15 protein-coding genes are annotated in these 14,623 nt (G+C 73.9%); 9 read left to right on the forward strand and 6 right to left on the reverse strand.

The annotated features are described in order from the left end of the window. Positions 1 to 25: 25 nt before the first annotated feature. Positions 26 to 508: a 2-C-methyl-D-erythritol 2,4-cyclodiphosphate synthase gene (gene ispF / locus O7604_RS11285; RefSeq protein ID WP_269703681.1), complete on the forward strand. Its 483-nt coding sequence runs from the start codon at positions 26 to 28 to the stop codon at positions 506 to 508. A gap of 37 nt (positions 509 to 545) precedes the next feature. On the opposite strand, the gene O7604_RS11290 is transcribed toward ispF, so the two are convergent. Beyond that, positions 546 to 1,076, reverse strand: a complete 531-nt coding sequence (locus O7604_RS11290) for a hypothetical protein (protein WP_269703683.1) — start codon at positions 1,074 to 1,076, stop codon at positions 546 to 548. Positions 1,077 to 1,250: 174 nt separating this feature from the next. Between O7604_RS11290 and O7604_RS11295 the strand changes: the two genes are divergently transcribed. From O7604_RS11295 to O7604_RS11305, 3 genes are read left to right on the forward strand one after another with little or no spacing between them, the layout of a single operon-like run. After that, entirely contained in the window at positions 1,251 to 2,603 is a 1,353-nt protein-coding gene (locus O7604_RS11295) for a BTAD domain-containing putative transcriptional regulator (protein WP_281579585.1), read from the forward strand. A 50-nt stretch (positions 2,604 to 2,653) separates the two neighbouring features. Continuing rightward, the gene (locus tag O7604_RS11300; protein ID WP_281579586.1) at positions 2,654 to 3,661 is read left to right on the forward strand and encodes a tetratricopeptide repeat protein; all 1,008 of its coding nucleotides are present in this window, start codon (positions 2,654 to 2,656) and stop codon (positions 3,659 to 3,661) included. A gap of 45 nt (positions 3,662 to 3,706) precedes the next feature. Next, on the forward strand, positions 3,707 to 4,747 hold the full coding sequence (locus O7604_RS11305; RefSeq protein WP_281579587.1) for an NAD(P)-dependent alcohol dehydrogenase: 1,041 nt from the start codon (positions 3,707 to 3,709) through the stop codon (positions 4,745 to 4,747). Between the two features lie 54 nt (positions 4,748 to 4,801). Here the strand turns inward: O7604_RS11305 and O7604_RS11310 are convergent, their stop codons facing one another. Next, a complete protein-coding gene (locus O7604_RS11310; protein ID WP_281579588.1) occupies positions 4,802 to 5,998 on the reverse strand; it encodes a homogentisate 1,2-dioxygenase domain-containing protein in 1,197 nt (398 codons plus the stop codon). 94 nt (positions 5,999 to 6,092) lie between these two features. On the opposite strand from O7604_RS11310, the gene O7604_RS11315 reads away from it, so the two are divergent. From O7604_RS11315 to O7604_RS11335, 5 genes are all read left to right on the forward strand, one after another. Next, positions 6,093 to 6,959, forward strand: a complete 867-nt coding sequence (locus O7604_RS11315) for a hypothetical protein (protein ID WP_281579589.1) — start codon at positions 6,093 to 6,095, stop codon at positions 6,957 to 6,959. After that, positions 6,956 to 8,155, forward strand: coding sequence for a fumarylacetoacetase (fahA, locus tag O7604_RS11320; RefSeq protein WP_269703691.1), 1,200 nt, complete (start codon positions 6,956 to 6,958; stop codon positions 8,153 to 8,155). The genes O7604_RS11315 and fahA overlap by 4 nt, the downstream gene beginning before the upstream one ends. A 174-nt stretch (positions 8,156 to 8,329) precedes the next feature. Next, positions 8,330 to 8,539: a DUF397 domain-containing protein gene (locus tag O7604_RS11325; protein WP_281579590.1), complete on the forward strand. Its 210-nt coding sequence runs from the start codon at positions 8,330 to 8,332 to the stop codon at positions 8,537 to 8,539. A gap of 111 nt (positions 8,540 to 8,650) precedes the next feature. Beyond that, a complete protein-coding gene (locus O7604_RS11330) occupies positions 8,651 to 9,133 on the forward strand; it encodes an SRPBCC family protein (RefSeq protein ID WP_281579591.1) in 483 nt (160 codons plus the stop codon). Between the two features lie 67 nt (positions 9,134 to 9,200). Next, positions 9,201 to 10,451 (forward strand): PQQ-binding-like beta-propeller repeat protein, encoded by a 1,251-nt coding sequence (locus O7604_RS11335; protein WP_281579592.1) that lies wholly within the window; start codon positions 9,201 to 9,203, stop codon positions 10,449 to 10,451. 57 nt (positions 10,452 to 10,508) lie between these two features. On the opposite strand, the gene hisC is transcribed toward O7604_RS11335, so the two are convergent. From hisC to hppD, 4 genes are read right to left on the reverse strand one after another with little or no spacing between them, the layout of a single operon-like run. Then, the gene (gene hisC, locus O7604_RS11340; protein WP_269703698.1) at positions 10,509 to 11,612 is read right to left on the reverse strand and encodes a histidinol-phosphate transaminase; all 1,104 of its coding nucleotides are present in this window, start codon (positions 11,610 to 11,612) and stop codon (positions 10,509 to 10,511) included. Next, on the reverse strand, positions 11,609 to 12,613 hold the full coding sequence (locus O7604_RS11345) for an RDD family protein (RefSeq protein WP_281579593.1): 1,005 nt from the start codon (positions 12,611 to 12,613) through the stop codon (positions 11,609 to 11,611). Before O7604_RS11345 ends, hisC begins: the two co-directional genes overlap by 4 nt. Positions 12,614 to 12,668: 55 nt before the next feature. Further along, positions 12,669 to 13,373: an RDD family protein gene (locus O7604_RS11350; RefSeq protein WP_281579594.1), complete on the reverse strand. Its 705-nt coding sequence runs from the start codon at positions 13,371 to 13,373 to the stop codon at positions 12,669 to 12,671. Between the two features lie 10 nt (positions 13,374 to 13,383). Beyond that, the gene (hppD, locus tag O7604_RS11355) at positions 13,384 to 14,589 is read right to left on the reverse strand and encodes a 4-hydroxyphenylpyruvate dioxygenase (RefSeq protein ID WP_013288921.1); all 1,206 of its coding nucleotides are present in this window, start codon (positions 14,587 to 14,589) and stop codon (positions 13,384 to 13,386) included. Between the last annotated feature and the right edge of the window lie 34 nt (positions 14,590 to 14,623).

A 14,623-nucleotide genomic window follows, 5' to 3' on the forward strand; every position in this document is an offset into this window, starting at 1 on the left:
GATCCGCGGCGCGTACCCTCTGGTCATGATCGTTCCTCGGGTGGCTGTCGGCACCGACGTGCACGCGTTCGCGGCCGGGCGGCCCTGCTGGGTCGCGGGCCTGCACTGGCCGGACCAGGACGGCCTGGCCGGTCACTCGGACGCCGACGTGGCGGCGCACGCCGCCTGCAACGCCCTGCTCTCCGCCGCCGGTCTCGGTGACCTGGGCGCGAACTTCGGCGTGGACCAGCCGGAGTGGGCCGGCGCGCCCGGGGTGGCGCTGCTGACCGAGAGCGCGCGCCGGGTACGGGCGGCGGGCTTCCGGATCGGCAACGTGTCCGTGCAGGTCGTCGGCAACCGCCCGAAGATCGGGCCGCGCCGGGAGGAGGCGCAGCGGGTGCTCTCCGAGGCGGTGGGCGCGCCGGTGACCGTCTCCGCGGCCACCACCGACGGCCTGGGCTTCACCGGGCGCGGAGAGGGGCTGGCCGGGATCGCGGTTGCCCTGGTCTACGAGGCTCCGGCCGACTGACGCGGTGACCGGGGACGCCGGCCACCGCGTCACCCGATCAGTCGACGTCGGTGCAGACGTTGTGAGTCGTGCCGTGGAGCATCGTGATGGTCTTGTCGTAGGTGGGGGAGAACTCCACCCGGAACTGACCGTCGACGATCCACAGCCCCTTCGGCAGCGTGCCGGCGTTCTCCCGGAAGCCGAGCAGCACCGGCCCGGTCACGTACCAGGTCATCGAGCCGTCGGGGCGGTAGACGACGAGCGAGGTGCCGCTCGCGTCCGCCGTCGAGGTGGCACCGGTCTCCAGGTTCGTCACCCGGTTGATCAGAGCGCCGGTGAACAACTCCCGCTTCGGCGCGCCGTCCGGATAGGTCTCGATCGTCAGTTTCCGCACCTCGTCCACGATCGGCTCGACCCGTACCGCGAACTCGCACCGCGCGCCCGCCGGCATCTCGAACGGCTCCTGGGGTGCGGGTTCCCAGGCCCCGGGGGCGGGATGCCGCTCCGGCGCAGCGGACGCCGAGCCTGGTAGGGCCGCGACCACCGCCACCACGACGCTCGCCACCGCGATACTCATCCTGAACCGCATGTTCCACTCCATCCCTCGCTGGTCCGGGCGGCGAGCATCGCCGGGCCCGCTCACCACCGGCTCACCGCGCCGCGCGGCAGGCGTCGGGCGAACGGACCCGGCCGGCCGGGTTCCTCACCACGCGATCACCGTCGGGCGACAACCCCGGGCCGGTACCGGGTCGTCCTGTTCGGTATGGAGTTCCGCCTGCTCGGGCCGTTCGAGGCCCGCCACGACGGCCGGCCGGTCGAGGTCGGCAGCCGCCGCCAGGAGCGTTGCCTGCTCGGGGTGCTGCTGCTCGACGTGGGCCGGGTGGTGCCGACCGACCGCCTCATCGACCTGCTCTGGAACGGCCGGCCGCCGGCCACGGCGCGCAGTGCGGTGCAGACGTACATCGGGCGGCTGCGGGGCTCGCTCCATCCGTACGGGGTGCTGATCAGCACCCGGGGCGAGGGCTACGCGGTGGAGGAGGACGGGCACCGGGTCGACGTCGACGAGTTCGCCGAGTTGGTCCGGGCGGCCGGCCGGACCACCGATCCCGCCGAGCGGGTGCGGTCGCTCGACCGGGCGCTCGCCCTCTGGCGCGGGCCGTTGCTCGCCGACGCGGCGGACGACGAACTGCGGGACCGGCTGCACGGCACGGTCGAGGAACTTCGCCTCGTCGCCGTGGAACTACGGGCCGAGGCCCAGCTCGCGCTGGGCCGGCACACGCGGGCGATCGCGGACCTGATGCCGCTGGCCGCCCAGCACCCGACGCGGGAGCATCTCGTGGCGGTCCTGATGACCGCCCTGTACCGGGGCGCCCGGCGGGCCGACGCGCTGCGCCTCTACCGCGCCACCCGGGACGTGCTCGCGGCCGACTTCGGCGTCGAGCCGGGGCCCCGCCTCCGGGAGGTGCAGCGCCGGGTGCTCGCGGGCGACGACCGGCTGGACCGGGCCGCCCGGCCGATGCACGAGATCCGGGTCGGCGACGAGAGCCTGCCGTGGAGCGTGGGCGGCCATCCGGCCCTGGACTTCTGCAACACCCTCGCCGGGTGGGGGCACGAGCCTCCGTTGCCCGGCGCCGAGTGGCTGCGCGGCTACCGCACCCTTGCCGTCTGGGCCGGCCACGTCGGGCTGGTGGACGAGGTCTCGACGAACCGCCTGCTGCACCTCGCGCGCCGTGACCCGGGAGCGGCGGAGACGGTGCTCGACGAGGCCCGTACGCTTCGCGCGGCGCTCTACGCCAGCCTGGTCGACCCGGACGACGGCCCGGCCTTCGAGACGGTCGCGCGGGCCGCCGAGGCCGCCGCCCGTACGCTCGTCTTCCGGCGTGAGACCGACGGACGCGGCCGCTGGTGGCCGGACCTTGCCGCCGGGCTGCGGCTGCCGGTGCACGCCGCCGCGTTCAGTGGTGCGCAACTTCTCGCCGATCCGGCCCGGTTCACGGTGCGGGTCTGCCCGGACCGGCGGTGCGGGTGGCTGTTCCTGGACGAGAGCGGACTGCGCCGGTGGTGCAGTCTGGGGACGTGCGGCGGCCGGGCGGGCGCGTCCTGCCGGAGTGCCTGACGGCGGGCACCCTCGGCGCGCGGTGGGGCCGGGCGGATACGCTCGCCGGGATGCCGAGTGACGCCGCTCCCGACCAGTCCGCCGCCGACGGCTACCTGCAACGTGCCCACCTGCTCGCCGAGCTGGGGCGCTACGACGAGGGGATCGGCGAACTCACCGCGCTGATCGCGACCGAGCCGGCGCACGTGCCCGCGTTGACCATGCTGGCCCGGATGCACCTGGCCGCCGACCGGCCGGCCGAGGCGCTCGCCGTCGCCGAAACCGCAGTCGAGAAGGCAACCGCCGGCCCCGAGGCGGTGCCGCTGCTCGTGGCGCGCGGGTTCGCGCTGCTCGACCTCGAACGCTGGAAGCCCGCCGCCGCGACCGCCGACGAGATCCTGGCGCGCGCGCCGGGCGACGCGTACGCGCAGCGCAGTGCCGCCGCCCTGCTCTCCGCGTCGCGCAACGGGCAGGCGGCGCTGGACGCGGCGTGGCGGGGTGTCGAGCTGTCGTCGGACGAGCCGGAGGCGCACCTGGTGCTCGGCCTGGTCGCGGTGCGGCTGCAACTGTTCGACCTGGCCGAGCGGGCCTACCGGGAGGCGCTGCGGCTGGACCCGGAGCTGGGTGAGGCGGGGCAGGACGTGGGCGTGGCCCGGCTGGAACGCCGCCGGTACGCCGAGACGCTGGAACACCTGACCGCGATGGCGGACCTGCCCGTGGCGCGCCCCGACCCGGCACGGACCGTGGACGACGGCATCCGGCGGCTCCTGCTGTCGGTGGCCGGTTTGTCCCTGGTCGCGAGCGTGCTGGTCGGCGCCCTGGCCCCGGCTTCGCCGGGCGCGTCCCGGCTGTTCGCGGTGCTGGCGGTGGGCGGGGTGGCGGTGCTGCTGCGGCGCCCGGCGACGTGGCGGCCCGGCCTGCGGGAGGCGATGGCGCGCGGCCTGGTCGTGCCGGTCTACGCGGCTGCCGCCGCGGTGGTGCTGCTGCTCGCGTACGCGCTGGTCGGCGGCCCGTGGCCGCTGGTCGGGGCGATCACCGCGTCGGTGGTGGCCGGATTCACCGCTTTCGCTCGCCGGTGAGAGGGTAGGAGGACCGGAAACACCGGCTGAAGGAAGCGGGACTCAGTGCTCACCGTCAACGCCTACGCGGCGACGTCCGCGACCGAACCGCTCGCTCCGACCACCATCGAGCGGCGGGATCTCGGACCGGACGACGTTCTCATCGACATCAAGTTCTCCGGCATCTGCCACTCCGACATCCACACCGCGCGCAGCGAGTGGGGCCCGACGCGCTACCCGATCGTGGTGGGTCACGAGATCGCGGGCGTGGTGCGGGAGGTCGGCTCCGCGGTCACGAAGTTCGCCGTCGGCGACCGGGTCGGCGTCGGCTGCCTGGTCGACTCCTGCCGGGAGTGCGACAGCTGCCGCAAGGGGCTGGAGCAGTACTGCCTCAAGGGCAGCACCGGCACGTACGGCGGGGTGGGCCGGGACGGCGAGCCGACTCAGGGCGGCTACTCGCAGGCCATCGTGGTCACCGAGGACTTCGTGCTGCGCATCCCGGACGGCATCGAGCTGGACGCCGCCGCGCCGCTGCTCTGCGCCGGCATCACCACGTACTCGCCGCTGCGGCACTGGAACGCCGGGCCCGGCCGCCGGGTGGCGGTGATCGGCATGGGCGGTCTCGGCCACATGGCCGTGAAGCTGGCCCACGCGATGGGCGCCGAGGTGACGGTGCTGTCGCAGTCGCTGAAGAAGCGGGAGGACGGGCTGCGGCTCGGCGCCGACCACTACTACGCGACCTCGGACGAGGAGACGTTCCGCGAGCTGGCCGGCTCGTTCGACCTGATCATCAACACGGTGAGCGCGACCCTCGACATGGACGCGTACCTGCGGCTGCTGGCGGTGGACGGGACGCTCGTCAACGTGGGCGCCCCGGAGAAGCCGCTGTCGGTGCACGCGTTCTCGCTGATCCCGGGCCGGCGGTCGTTCGCCGGGTCGAGCATCGGCGGCATCGCGGAGACCCAGGAGATGCTCGACTTCTGCGCCGAGCACGGGCTGGGCGCCGAGATCGAGGTGATCGGCGCCGACAAGATCAACGAGGCGTACGAGCGGGTGCTCGCCTCCGACGTGCGCTACCGCTTCGTCATCGACGCGTCCACGTTCTGACGACCACGTGCGAAGGGGCCGCGTCCGTGCCGGGCGCGGCCCCTTTCGCGTACGTCAGGACTTGCGCGCCCAGGTCCAGGCGTAGCCGTCGTCCTCGCAGGCGGCGGCCGCGTCGCAGAGGTCCAGCGGGCGGAACGTGTCCACCATGACCGCCAGCTCGTCGAAGAACTCCGCCCCGATCGACCGCTCGGCCGCGCCCGGCTGCGGGCCGTGGGTGAACCCGGACGGGTGCAGCGAGATCGAGCCCTGCTCGATGCCGGAGCCGCGCCGGGCCTCGTAGTTGCCGCCGGTGTAGAACAGCATCTCGTCCGAGTCGACGTTGTGGTGGTTGTACGGCACCGGGATGGCGGCCGGGTGGTAGTCCACCTTGCGCGGCACGAACGAGCAGATCACGAAGTTCGGGCCCTGGAATGTCTGGTGCACGGGCGGCGGCTGGTGGATCCGCCCGGTGATCGGCTCGAAGTCGTGGATGGAGAACGCCCACGGGTACATGTGCCCGTCCCAGCCGACCACGTCGAACGGGTGGTTCGCATAAACATGACGCGTCCAGGCTGTGCCGCTGCCACCCGGGCCTGCGGCCCGAGACCGGTGCTTCACCAGCACCTCGACCTCCTCGCCGTCGACGAGCAGCGGGGTGTCCGGTCCGCGGACGTCGCGCTCGCAGTAGGGCGCGTGCTCGAGGAACTGCCCGCGTACGGAGAGGTAGCGCTTGGGTGGCCCGATGTGGCCGGACGCCTCGACGGCGAGCAGCCGGGTCGGTTCGTCACCGGTGGGCACCAGGCGGTGGATGGTCGAGGTGGGGATGACGACGTAGTCGCCGGCGACCGCGTCGAGCACGCCGAACGGCGACTCGACCCGCATCGACCCGGCCTCCAGGTAGAGGCAGTGGTCGCCGGTGGCGTCGCGGAACAGCGGCGACGGCCGGTCGGCGAGCACGTACGCGATCCGCACGTCGTCGTTGGCGAGCAGGTACTGCCGGCCGAGCACCGGGTCCGCGCCGGTGCCGTCGAGCTTGTGCGTGCGCAGGTGGCGCGGCTTGAGCGGCAGGTTCGGCAGGCGGGTGACGGTGGGCGGGGCGTACTCCTGCGCGGCGAGGATCGCGGTCGGCGCGTGCCGGTGGTAGAGCAGCGACGAGTCGGAGGAGAAGCCCTCCTGGCCGACCAGTTCCTCGGCGTAGAGCGTGCCGTCGGGCTGGCGGAACTGGGTGTGGCGCTTGCGCGGCACGTCGCCGACGCTGCGGTAGTACGGCATCTCGCCTCCCGATATGTCCCGTTCTCCGGCCGGTGGCGTCCGATAATCGGACGCGGTTGTCCGTTCCTCGTAGCGTCCCGTACATTCTTGTCTCGTGTCAACGCAGGTGCCCCGCCTCCTCTCCGGCCTGGTGGACGACGCCGCGGTCTTCCCGCCCGGCAACGCCCCGCTGCCCGACGCGGTGACCGCGCACCGCACCCACCGCACCGCCTGGTACGCCGACATGGTCGGGCCGCTGCTGCTGCCCGCCTCGGAGATTCAGCGCGGGTCGCTGAGCGGCCTGGTGGACGCGACCGAGGGCCTGGTCATCGGCCTGATCGGCGACACCGGCCTGGACCAGCTCCCGCAGGCGCTGGAAGCGCTCGCGCCCGACGGGGTGACCGCCCGGCAGATCGAGGCGCCGGTGGCCAAGCGCGGCGAGGACCCGCAACCCGGGCTGGCCGAGCTGATGACACTCGCCGGCCGGCTGGACGGCACCGGCGTGTACGCGGAGATCCCGCTGACCTTCGGGCTGATGGGCGCGCTCGACGCGCTCGCCGAGGCACGCGCCGGCGGGCTGCCGGTGGCGGCCAAGTTCCGTACCGGCGGGCTCGCCGCCGAGCTGTTCCCCACCCCGGTCGAGCTGGCCGCGGTGATCTGCGCCTGCCGCGACCGGAAGCTGCCGTTCAAGCTCACCGCCGGCCTGCACCACGCGATCCGGCACCGCGACCCGGAGACCGGCTTCACCCACCACGGTTTCGTCAACGTGCTGGGCGCGACGCTCGCCGCCGTCGGGGGCGCCGAGGTGGACGGCGTGGCCGAGCTGCTCGCCGCCACCGACCCGGTACGCGTGGTCGAGCCGGCCCGGGCGCACCGCGACGCCGAGCGCCCGCTCTGGGTGGGGTACGGCTCGTGCAGCATCTCCGAACCACTGAGCGATCTGATCCGGCTGGGGCTGGTGAACGGAGGCTATGAGGCATGACCTGGGTACCAGGAGCGGCGGGGTCGCCGTACGGGGTGACGAACCTGCCGTACGGCGTGTTCCGGCACGGCGAGGGTGAGCCGCGCATCGGCGTCCGCATCGGCGACGTCGCGCTGGACCTGGCCGGCGCGGAGGCGGCCGGTCTGGTGCTGGCCGGCGGCGCGCTGGGTGAGCCGACGCTCAACGCCTTCATGGCGCTCGGCCGCCCGCAGTGGACGGCGGTCCGGCAGCGGGTCGTCGAGCTGCTCACCGACCCGGAGCACCGGCCGGCGGTCGAGCCGCTGCTGGTGCCGCTGCGTGAGGTCGAGATGGCGCTGCCGTTCGAGGTGGCCGACTACGTCGACTTCTACTCCTCGGAGCACCACGCCTCGAACGTCGGGCAGATCTTCCGGCCCGGGCAGCCGCCGCTGCTGCCGAACTGGAAGCACGTGCCGATCGGCTACCACGGCCGGGCCGGCACCGTGGTCGTCTCCGGCACCCCTGTGGTACGCCCGACGGGCCAGCGGGCCAGCGCGCAGGGCCCCACCACGGGCGCCTCGGTCCGGCTGGACATCGAGGCCGAGGTGGGCTTCGTGGTGGGTGTGCCGAGCCGGCTCGGCGACCGGGTGGCGGTGGCCGACTTCGCCGACCACGTGTTCGGCGTGGTGCTCGTCAACGACTGGTCGGCCCGGGACATCCAGGCGTGGGAGTACCAGCCGCTCGGACCGTTCCTCGGCAAGTCGTTCGCCACCTCCGTCTCGGCCTGGGTGACGCCGCTGGAGGCGCTGGCCGACGCGTTCGTACCGGCGCCCGACCAGGACCCGCCGGTGCAGGACTACCTGCGCGCCACCCCGCACCTCGGGCTGGACCTGACGCTGTCGGTGCAGTGGAACGGTGAGCGGGTCGCCGAGCCGCCGTTCGCCGGCATGTACTGGACCCCGGCCCAGCAGCTCGCGCACCTCACCGTCAACGGCGCGTCGCTGCGTACCGGCGACCTCTACGCCTCCGGCACCGTCTCCGGTCCGGAGCGCGGCCAGGTCGGGTCGTTCCTGGAGCTGACCTGGGGCGGGTCCGAGCCGGTCAAGTTCGCCGACGGCAGCGAGCGGACGTTCCTGGAGGACGGCGACACGGTGACGATCACCGCCACCGCGCCCGGCCCGGACGGCACCACTGTCGCGTTGGGCGAGGTCACCGGGACCATCCTGCCGGCCCGCTGACATCCGGCCTTCCGATGGCCCCGGTCGCACCCGTAGTGCGACCGGGGCCGTTTCCTTCGGCGTTGATCGCTCCGGATCACGTACGCCCCGGGCGGCGCCTCCAGGTCGAGCTGGAGTGCTGTCGGCACCGGGTCGGGGGGCGTACCGGGGCAAGCCGAACAGGAAGGACCGAGCATGACCGAGTTGACCGGTGCCGTCTGGCGTACCAGTAGCCGCTCGAACGATCAGGGCCTCTGCGTCGAGGTGGCGACGAACGTGGTCGCCGCGCACGGCGTGGTGGGCGTACGCGACTCGAAGGACCCGGACGGCCCCGCGCTCACGGTGAGCCCGCCGGGCTGGGCGGCGTTCGTCACCGCGCTGCGGAGCGGCACGATCGGCGGCTGACCGCTCGTGCGCCACACCGGTGCCCCGGCCGGGGCACCGGTAGTGGAAATGTCACAGGGAGGCTCCCCGTTTCCCGTCACGGCCCGTACCGTGTACGACACGGGAGGTGCCATGTCGACGGTGACCGTTTCCGCATTCATCGAAGCGCAGGACGCCGACCTGTGGCGGCTCCTCACCGACCTCCCGTCCCGCGCCGACTGGCTCTCGGCGGTGGACGCGGTCGAGGTCGCCGGCCCCGGTGGGTTCGGGCCGGGCAGCGTGTGGCGGGAGATCCGCGTCCGGCCGGACGGCGGCACCGAACCCGAGGAGTTCGAGGTGATCGAGGCGGTCGCACCCGGCCGCCTGGTGCTCGGGTCGCGCGGCGCGGGCGCCGACTACCGGATCACCTGGACGCTGCGCACCGTCGAGCGACGGCGGCGCGGCTGCACCGAGGTCACCGTCGAGCACGAGGCGGTGCCGACCCGGGCGTACGGGCGGGTGCTGGCCCTGATCCTCGGCGGCCTGGCCGCCCGCGCGGTCGAGGGCGCGCTCCGGCGTGACCTGGCCGACCTGGCGCTGGCCGCCGGTACCGCCCGATCCACCGAGGCCGCCTGAGCCGACCCGGCCGCTCCCCGTACCCGGTCCGCACGCGGCCGGTAGGGTGCCGGGGCGGAGGTGACGGATGGCGAAGGCCGCGAGGCGGCGGGCCGTGGTGGCGCTGGTGGCGGTACTCGCCGTCGCGGCGTCGGTCGCCGTGGTCGTCCGGGTGCTGGCGCCCGCCGAGGTCGACACCCCGGCCCGGAAGCCGTACCCGGCGGCGCCCGCGCCGACCGCCGGGGTGCTCGCGCGGCTGCCGGTGGCGCCGCTCGTCGTGGACGGCCGGCTCCGCGTCTACGCGGGCGCCCGCCAGGTGTACGCGGACCAGCCGGCCACCGGTCGGCACCGGGTCACCCCGTTCTGGTCGTATCGTCGCTGGCCGGCGACGCTGGTCGGCGTGCTCGCCGAGGGGACCACTGTGGTCAGCCGCTGGTCCGACGGCAGGCTGGTGGCGCTCGACGCGCGTACCGGTCGGGTGGCCTGGCGGGCCGACGGCCCGGAGCCTCGGTCGGTGCCGGAGCCGAGACGGACCTACGCCGGCACGGTCTGGGACCCGGCCGGGCTGCACGTGGCGCGTTCCGCCGGCCGGTCCGTGCTGGTCTCGGCGGGTCCCGGCGGGCTCGGCGGGTACGACCTCGCCGACGGCCGCCGGCTCTGGCGCGCCGACCTGCCCCGCGACTGCCGGACCGACGTGGGTACGACAGCCAGCGGCGAACTGGTCGGGGTGGACCGCTGCGACGGGCCGGCCGTGGTCGAGCTGCGGGACGCGGCGACCGGTACGGTGCGGACCCGCTGGCGGCCGCCGGACGCGCCGGAGCAGCTCGTGGTCACGCCGGTGGGCTGCCCGTACGGGCACTCCGGCTGTCGCGGGCTGCGTACCGCCGGGCCGGACGGCGCGGGCAGCCGGGGCTGGCTGGTGACCGACCCGGGCGAGCCGGCCGCCGCGCCGGGCCTGGACCACCCGGACACGGTGCTGGACGGCGAGCGGGCGGTGGACACGTCCGGCCCGGTGGTGGTCGGGCGCTCGGCGCGTACCGGCGAGGAGCTGTGGCGCCGGGCGGACATCCATCCGGCCCGGGTGCTCGCGACCGAGCCGGGGCGGGTGCATCTGCTGACCGACCGGCGGGAACTGGTCACCGTGGACCCGCTGACCGGCACCACCCGGTCCAGTTTCGTGCTCGACCTGGGACGGGATGGGATCGGCTGGAAGCCGGGCCGGGCGTACGCGGTGGACGGCTACGTCGCGGTGGAGCGGCTGCGGGAGACCGCCGCGCCGGAGGACGACGACCAGGGCTACTTCCTGATGGCCGAGCCGGTGCTGCTCGCGGTGACCTGATCCGGACGTCCGGCGCCGGTCCGTAGGGGGTTGACGGACCGGGCCGGGCGCGCCCGGTCAGGCCAGCGCGGCCTCGGCGGCGGCCAGGAACGCGTCGTTCTCGGCCGGGGTACCGATGGTGACCCGTACCCCGTCGCCCGGGAACGGCCGGACGATCACGCCACGCGCCTCGCACGCCCGGCCGAACTCCACCGCCCGCTCGCCCAGCGGCAGCCAGACGAAGTTGGCCTGGCTGTCCGGCACGTCCGGCACGAACTTGCGCAGCGCCTCGGTGACCCGGTCCCGCTCGGCCACGACCAGCGCGCAGCGCCGCTCCACCTCGTCGGCCTGCGCCAGCGCGGCCAGCGCACCGGCCTGGGCGGCCATGCTGGTGGAGAACGGGGTGACCACCTTGCGTACCGCGGCGGCCACCTCCGGCGCCGCGACCAGCCAGCCGATCCGCAGGCCGGCCAGGCCCCACGCCTTGGACAGCGTGCGCAGCACCGCCACGTTCGGCCGGTCCAGGTAGGTCAGGCCGTCCGGCACCTCGGGGTCGGTGACGAACTCCCGGTACGCCTCGTCGATCACCACGAGCACGTCGTCCGGCATCGCGTCGAGGAAACGGTCCAGCTCGGCCCGGCGCACCGCCGTACCGGTCGGGTTGTTCGGGTTGCAGACCAGGACCATCCGGGTCCGGTCGGTCACCGCCGCCGCCATCGCGTCCAGGTCGTGGCCGTGGCCGGCGTCGTTCGGCACCCGCACGCTCGTCGCGCCGCTGGTCGCCGCGATGATCGGGTACGCCTCGAAGGAGCGCCACGAGTAGAGCAGCTCGTCACCGGGCAGGCAGGTGGCGCGCACCAGGTGCTCGGCCAGCGCCACCGAACCGCAGCCGGTGGCGATCCGGTCGGCGTCCACGCCGTACCGCTCGGCGAGCGCCTGACGCAGCGCCACCACGCCCATGTCCGGGTAGCGGTGCGAACCGGCCACCGCCTCGGCGACCGCCTCGACCACGCCCGGCAGCGGGCCGTACGGCACCTCGTTGCTGGCCAGCTTGATCGCCTCCGCCAGGCCCAGCTCGCGGGCCAGGTCGGCCGGGCTGCGGCCGGGCACGTAGTTCGGCAGCGCGTCCAGGTCGGCGCGGGTGAGCCGCAGCGCGGGCTGCTGGCGTCCGGTCTCGGTCATGGGGTGTCTCCCGGGGTGTCGGCGCTCTCGGGCGGGGCGGTACGGGGGTCACGCTTGCGGGGAAGCTGGACCACCACCGTCTGCGCCCGCTTGTCGTGCAGGGCCTGGCGCAGGGGGTGGTCGAACAGGGGCGATACCGCGTCGATGAGCTGGAGCACCAGGCCCAGCCCGCAGCAGTACCAGAGCAGCGTCGGCAGGCCGAGCGTGCTCCAGCGCCGGGTGGCCCGGCCGAAGCCGAGCGGCTGGTCCGCCTCGACCGGCAGCGCGCGAATGCCCATCAGCCGCTTGCCGAAGGTCTGACCGCGCGCCGCCATCGACGGCACCTCGTACGCGTACCAGAGCGCGGTGGCGATCACCAGGATGGCGATCTGGAGGCCGCCGGCCTGCTCGTCGATCTGGGGCAGCCCGTCCGTGGACGTGTCACCGTTGAGCGCCCGGCGCACCGATTCGCGCAGGTACGGGGAGACCGCCTCGACGTAGCGCCAGACGAACCAGCCGTTGACCACGGCGTTGAGCAGGAACACCACGCCGAAGTCGATCAGGCGCGCGACCAGCCGGGCGCCGTACGACGCCAGCGGCAGCCCGTGCGGGCGCGGGATCGGCTGCGCACCGGGCCAGTGCGGGTACGGCCAGCCCGGCGGCGGTCCCTGCGTGCCCGGCTGACCCGGCTGGCCCGGCCACGGGTTCGCCGGACCCGGCTGCCCCGGCTGTCCCGGCCACGGTCCTGCCTGACCCGGCTGACCCGGCTGGCCCGGCCACGGGCTCGGTCCGCCCGGCGTGCCGGACGTCGGCGTCGCGTCGGGACGGCCGCCGGTACGCGCGGCCTGGTGGTCGGCGGCGGGCGTCGCGGTGGCCGGCGCGGGCTCGGGTTCGGCGGGCGGCGGGCCGTCGGGCGGGGTGACGTCGACCGGGATCGGCGCGCCGATCCACCCCTCGCCGTCCCACCAGCGGCGGGTCTCCGGATCGGCGGGGTCGACGTACCAGCCAGGTTCCAAACTCACGATGCCGTCCTTGTTCCCGACTGCGGGGCTCGCAGACCCGGCTCACTCCTCGCGCTCACGGGCCAACCTTAACGACGACGGTTCCGGCGAACTTGTCGTGGAGGCACTGCTGCCAGGGCTTGTCCCAGAGTTGCCAGAAACCGTCGAGGTAGCTGAGGAACGGTACGAACATCCCGCCGGCGAACTCGACGACCCAGCGCTTGCCGAGCATCCCCCGGGTCAGGGCGGCGTCCGGCTGCAGCGGCACGATCCGCAGCTTCATCACCTTCTTGCCCAGCGTCTGCCCGGTCCGGCGGGCGTACTCGACGTGGTAGAGCCAGTAGAAGGCGAGCATCAGCAGCAGGACCCCGAGCTCGGCGGCGAACAGCGGCAGGAGCAAGCCCGTCCAGAGTTCGCCCGGGTCGGGGCCGTTCGGGCCGGCCTGCTCGATCTCGTCGATCATCCGGAAGACGACGAGGAAGAAGACGGGCACGAACAGCACCAGCGTCACCGCCATGGCGACGGCGGTGTCGATCAGGTAGGCGAGCAGCCGGTCACCGAAGCCCGCCAGCGGCTGCCCGTTCGGCGCCACCGGAGGCGGGAGGGGCATCGGGGCGTACCCGGGCGGGGGGTAACCGGGCGGCGGGTAGCCGGGCGGGCCGGCGTACCCCTGCGGCATGTGCTGTGCGGGCACCGCCGGTCCGCCGGGCGGCGCGAAGCCGCCGCCCGCGGGTGGATGTCTGGCGGGCGGCGGCGTCGGGTTCGGAGCAGGCTGGGTCACGCGGACAGTGTTACAGGTTCCCGCGCTTCTCCTGCTCGCGCTCGATCGCCTCGAACAGGGCCTTGAAGTTGCCCTTGCCGAAGCCGAGCGAGCCGTGCCGCTCGATCAGCTCGAAGAAGACGGTGGGGCGGTCCTGCACCGGCTTGGTGAAGATCTGGAGCAGGTAGCCGTCCTCGTCCCGGTCGACCAGGATCTTGCGGGACTGGAGCTCCTCGATCGGCACCCGGACGTTGCCGATGCGGGCGCGCAGCTCCGGGTCCTCGTAGTACGAGTCCGGGGTGTCCAGGAACTCGACGCCCGCCGCCCGCATGGCGTCCACGCTGGCCAGGATGTCGTTGGTGGCCACCGCGATGTGCTGGGCGCCGGGGCCCTGGTAGAACTCCAGGTACTCGTCGATCTGCGACTTCTTGCGGGCCACCGCCGGCTCGTTCAGCGGGAACTTCACCTTGCGGGTGCCGTTGGCGACGACCTTGCTCATCAGCGCCGAGTAGTCGGTGGCGATGTCGTCGCCGATGAACTCGGCCATGTTCGAGAAGCCCATGACCCGCTTGTAGAACTCGACCCACTCGTCCATCCGGCCCAGCTCCACGTTGCCGACCACGTGGTCGACCGCCTGGAAGAACCGCTTCGGCTGGAGGCCGGCGTCGATCATCGGCTGGCGGTCCACGATCGGGCCGCGAGCGACGAAGCCGGGCAGGAACGGGCCGGTGTAGCGGGACCGGTCGACCAGGCTGTGCCGGGTGTCGCCGTACGCGGCGATGGACGCCATCCGCACGGTGCCGTGCTCGTCGCTCACGTCGTGCGGCTCGACCAGGCCGGTCGCGCCCTGCGCCACGGCGTGCGCGTACGCGGCGTCCACGTCCGGCACCTCCAGCGCGATGTCGGAGACACCGTCGCTGTGCTTCGCCACGTGCTCGGCGCCGTCGGCGTCCGGGCGGACCGCGCCGGTCAGCACGAAACGGGCCGAACCGCTGGTGAGCACGTACTGCGCGTGGTCGCGGTAGCCCTGCTCCGGCCCCCGGTACGCCACGCAGGTCATGCCGAACGCGGTGGAGTAGTAGTGCGCGGCCTGCTTGGCGTTGCCCACCAGGAAGTGGACGTGGTCCATGCCCTTTACCGGGAACGGGTCGCGGGTGATGTCGTGGTCGACTGCGCCGACGAGAGCGTCGACGTCGACCTCCTCGGTCGACTGGGGTCGGTCGATCGCCTGGGTCATGGTGGCCTCCCTCGCGTACCGGCCGGCCTCGTAG

Source organism: Micromonospora sp. WMMA1947, from assembly GCF_027497355.1.
Taxonomy (GTDB): domain Bacteria; phylum Actinomycetota; class Actinomycetes; order Mycobacteriales; family Micromonosporaceae; genus Micromonospora.

Coding starts and splice junctions, on each gene's coding strand:
- ispF (WP_269703681.1), top strand. CDS start 26: ATGATCGTTCCTCGGGTGGCTGTCGGCACCGACGTGCACGCGTTCGCG.
- O7604_RS11290 (WP_269703683.1), bottom strand. CDS start 1,076: ATGCGGTTCAGGATGAGTATCGCGGTGGCGAGCGTCGTGGTGGCGGTG.
- O7604_RS11295 (WP_281579585.1), top strand. CDS start 1,251: ATGGAGTTCCGCCTGCTCGGGCCGTTCGAGGCCCGCCACGACGGCCGG.
- O7604_RS11300 (WP_281579586.1), top strand. CDS start 2,654: ATGCCGAGTGACGCCGCTCCCGACCAGTCCGCCGCCGACGGCTACCTG.
- O7604_RS11310 (WP_281579588.1), bottom strand. CDS start 5,998: ATGCCGTACTACCGCAGCGTCGGCGACGTGCCGCGCAAGCGCCACACC.
- fahA (WP_269703691.1), top strand. CDS start 6,956: ATGACCTGGGTACCAGGAGCGGCGGGGTCGCCGTACGGGGTGACGAAC.
- O7604_RS11325 (WP_281579590.1), top strand. CDS start 8,330: ATGACCGAGTTGACCGGTGCCGTCTGGCGTACCAGTAGCCGCTCGAAC.
- O7604_RS11330 (WP_281579591.1), top strand. CDS start 8,651: ATGTCGACGGTGACCGTTTCCGCATTCATCGAAGCGCAGGACGCCGAC.
- O7604_RS11335 (WP_281579592.1), top strand. CDS start 9,201: ATGGCGAAGGCCGCGAGGCGGCGGGCCGTGGTGGCGCTGGTGGCGGTA.
- hisC (WP_269703698.1), bottom strand. CDS start 11,612: ATGACCGAGACCGGACGCCAGCAGCCCGCGCTGCGGCTCACCCGCGCC.
- hppD (WP_013288921.1), bottom strand. CDS start 14,589: ATGACCCAGGCGATCGACCGACCCCAGTCGACCGAGGAGGTCGACGTC.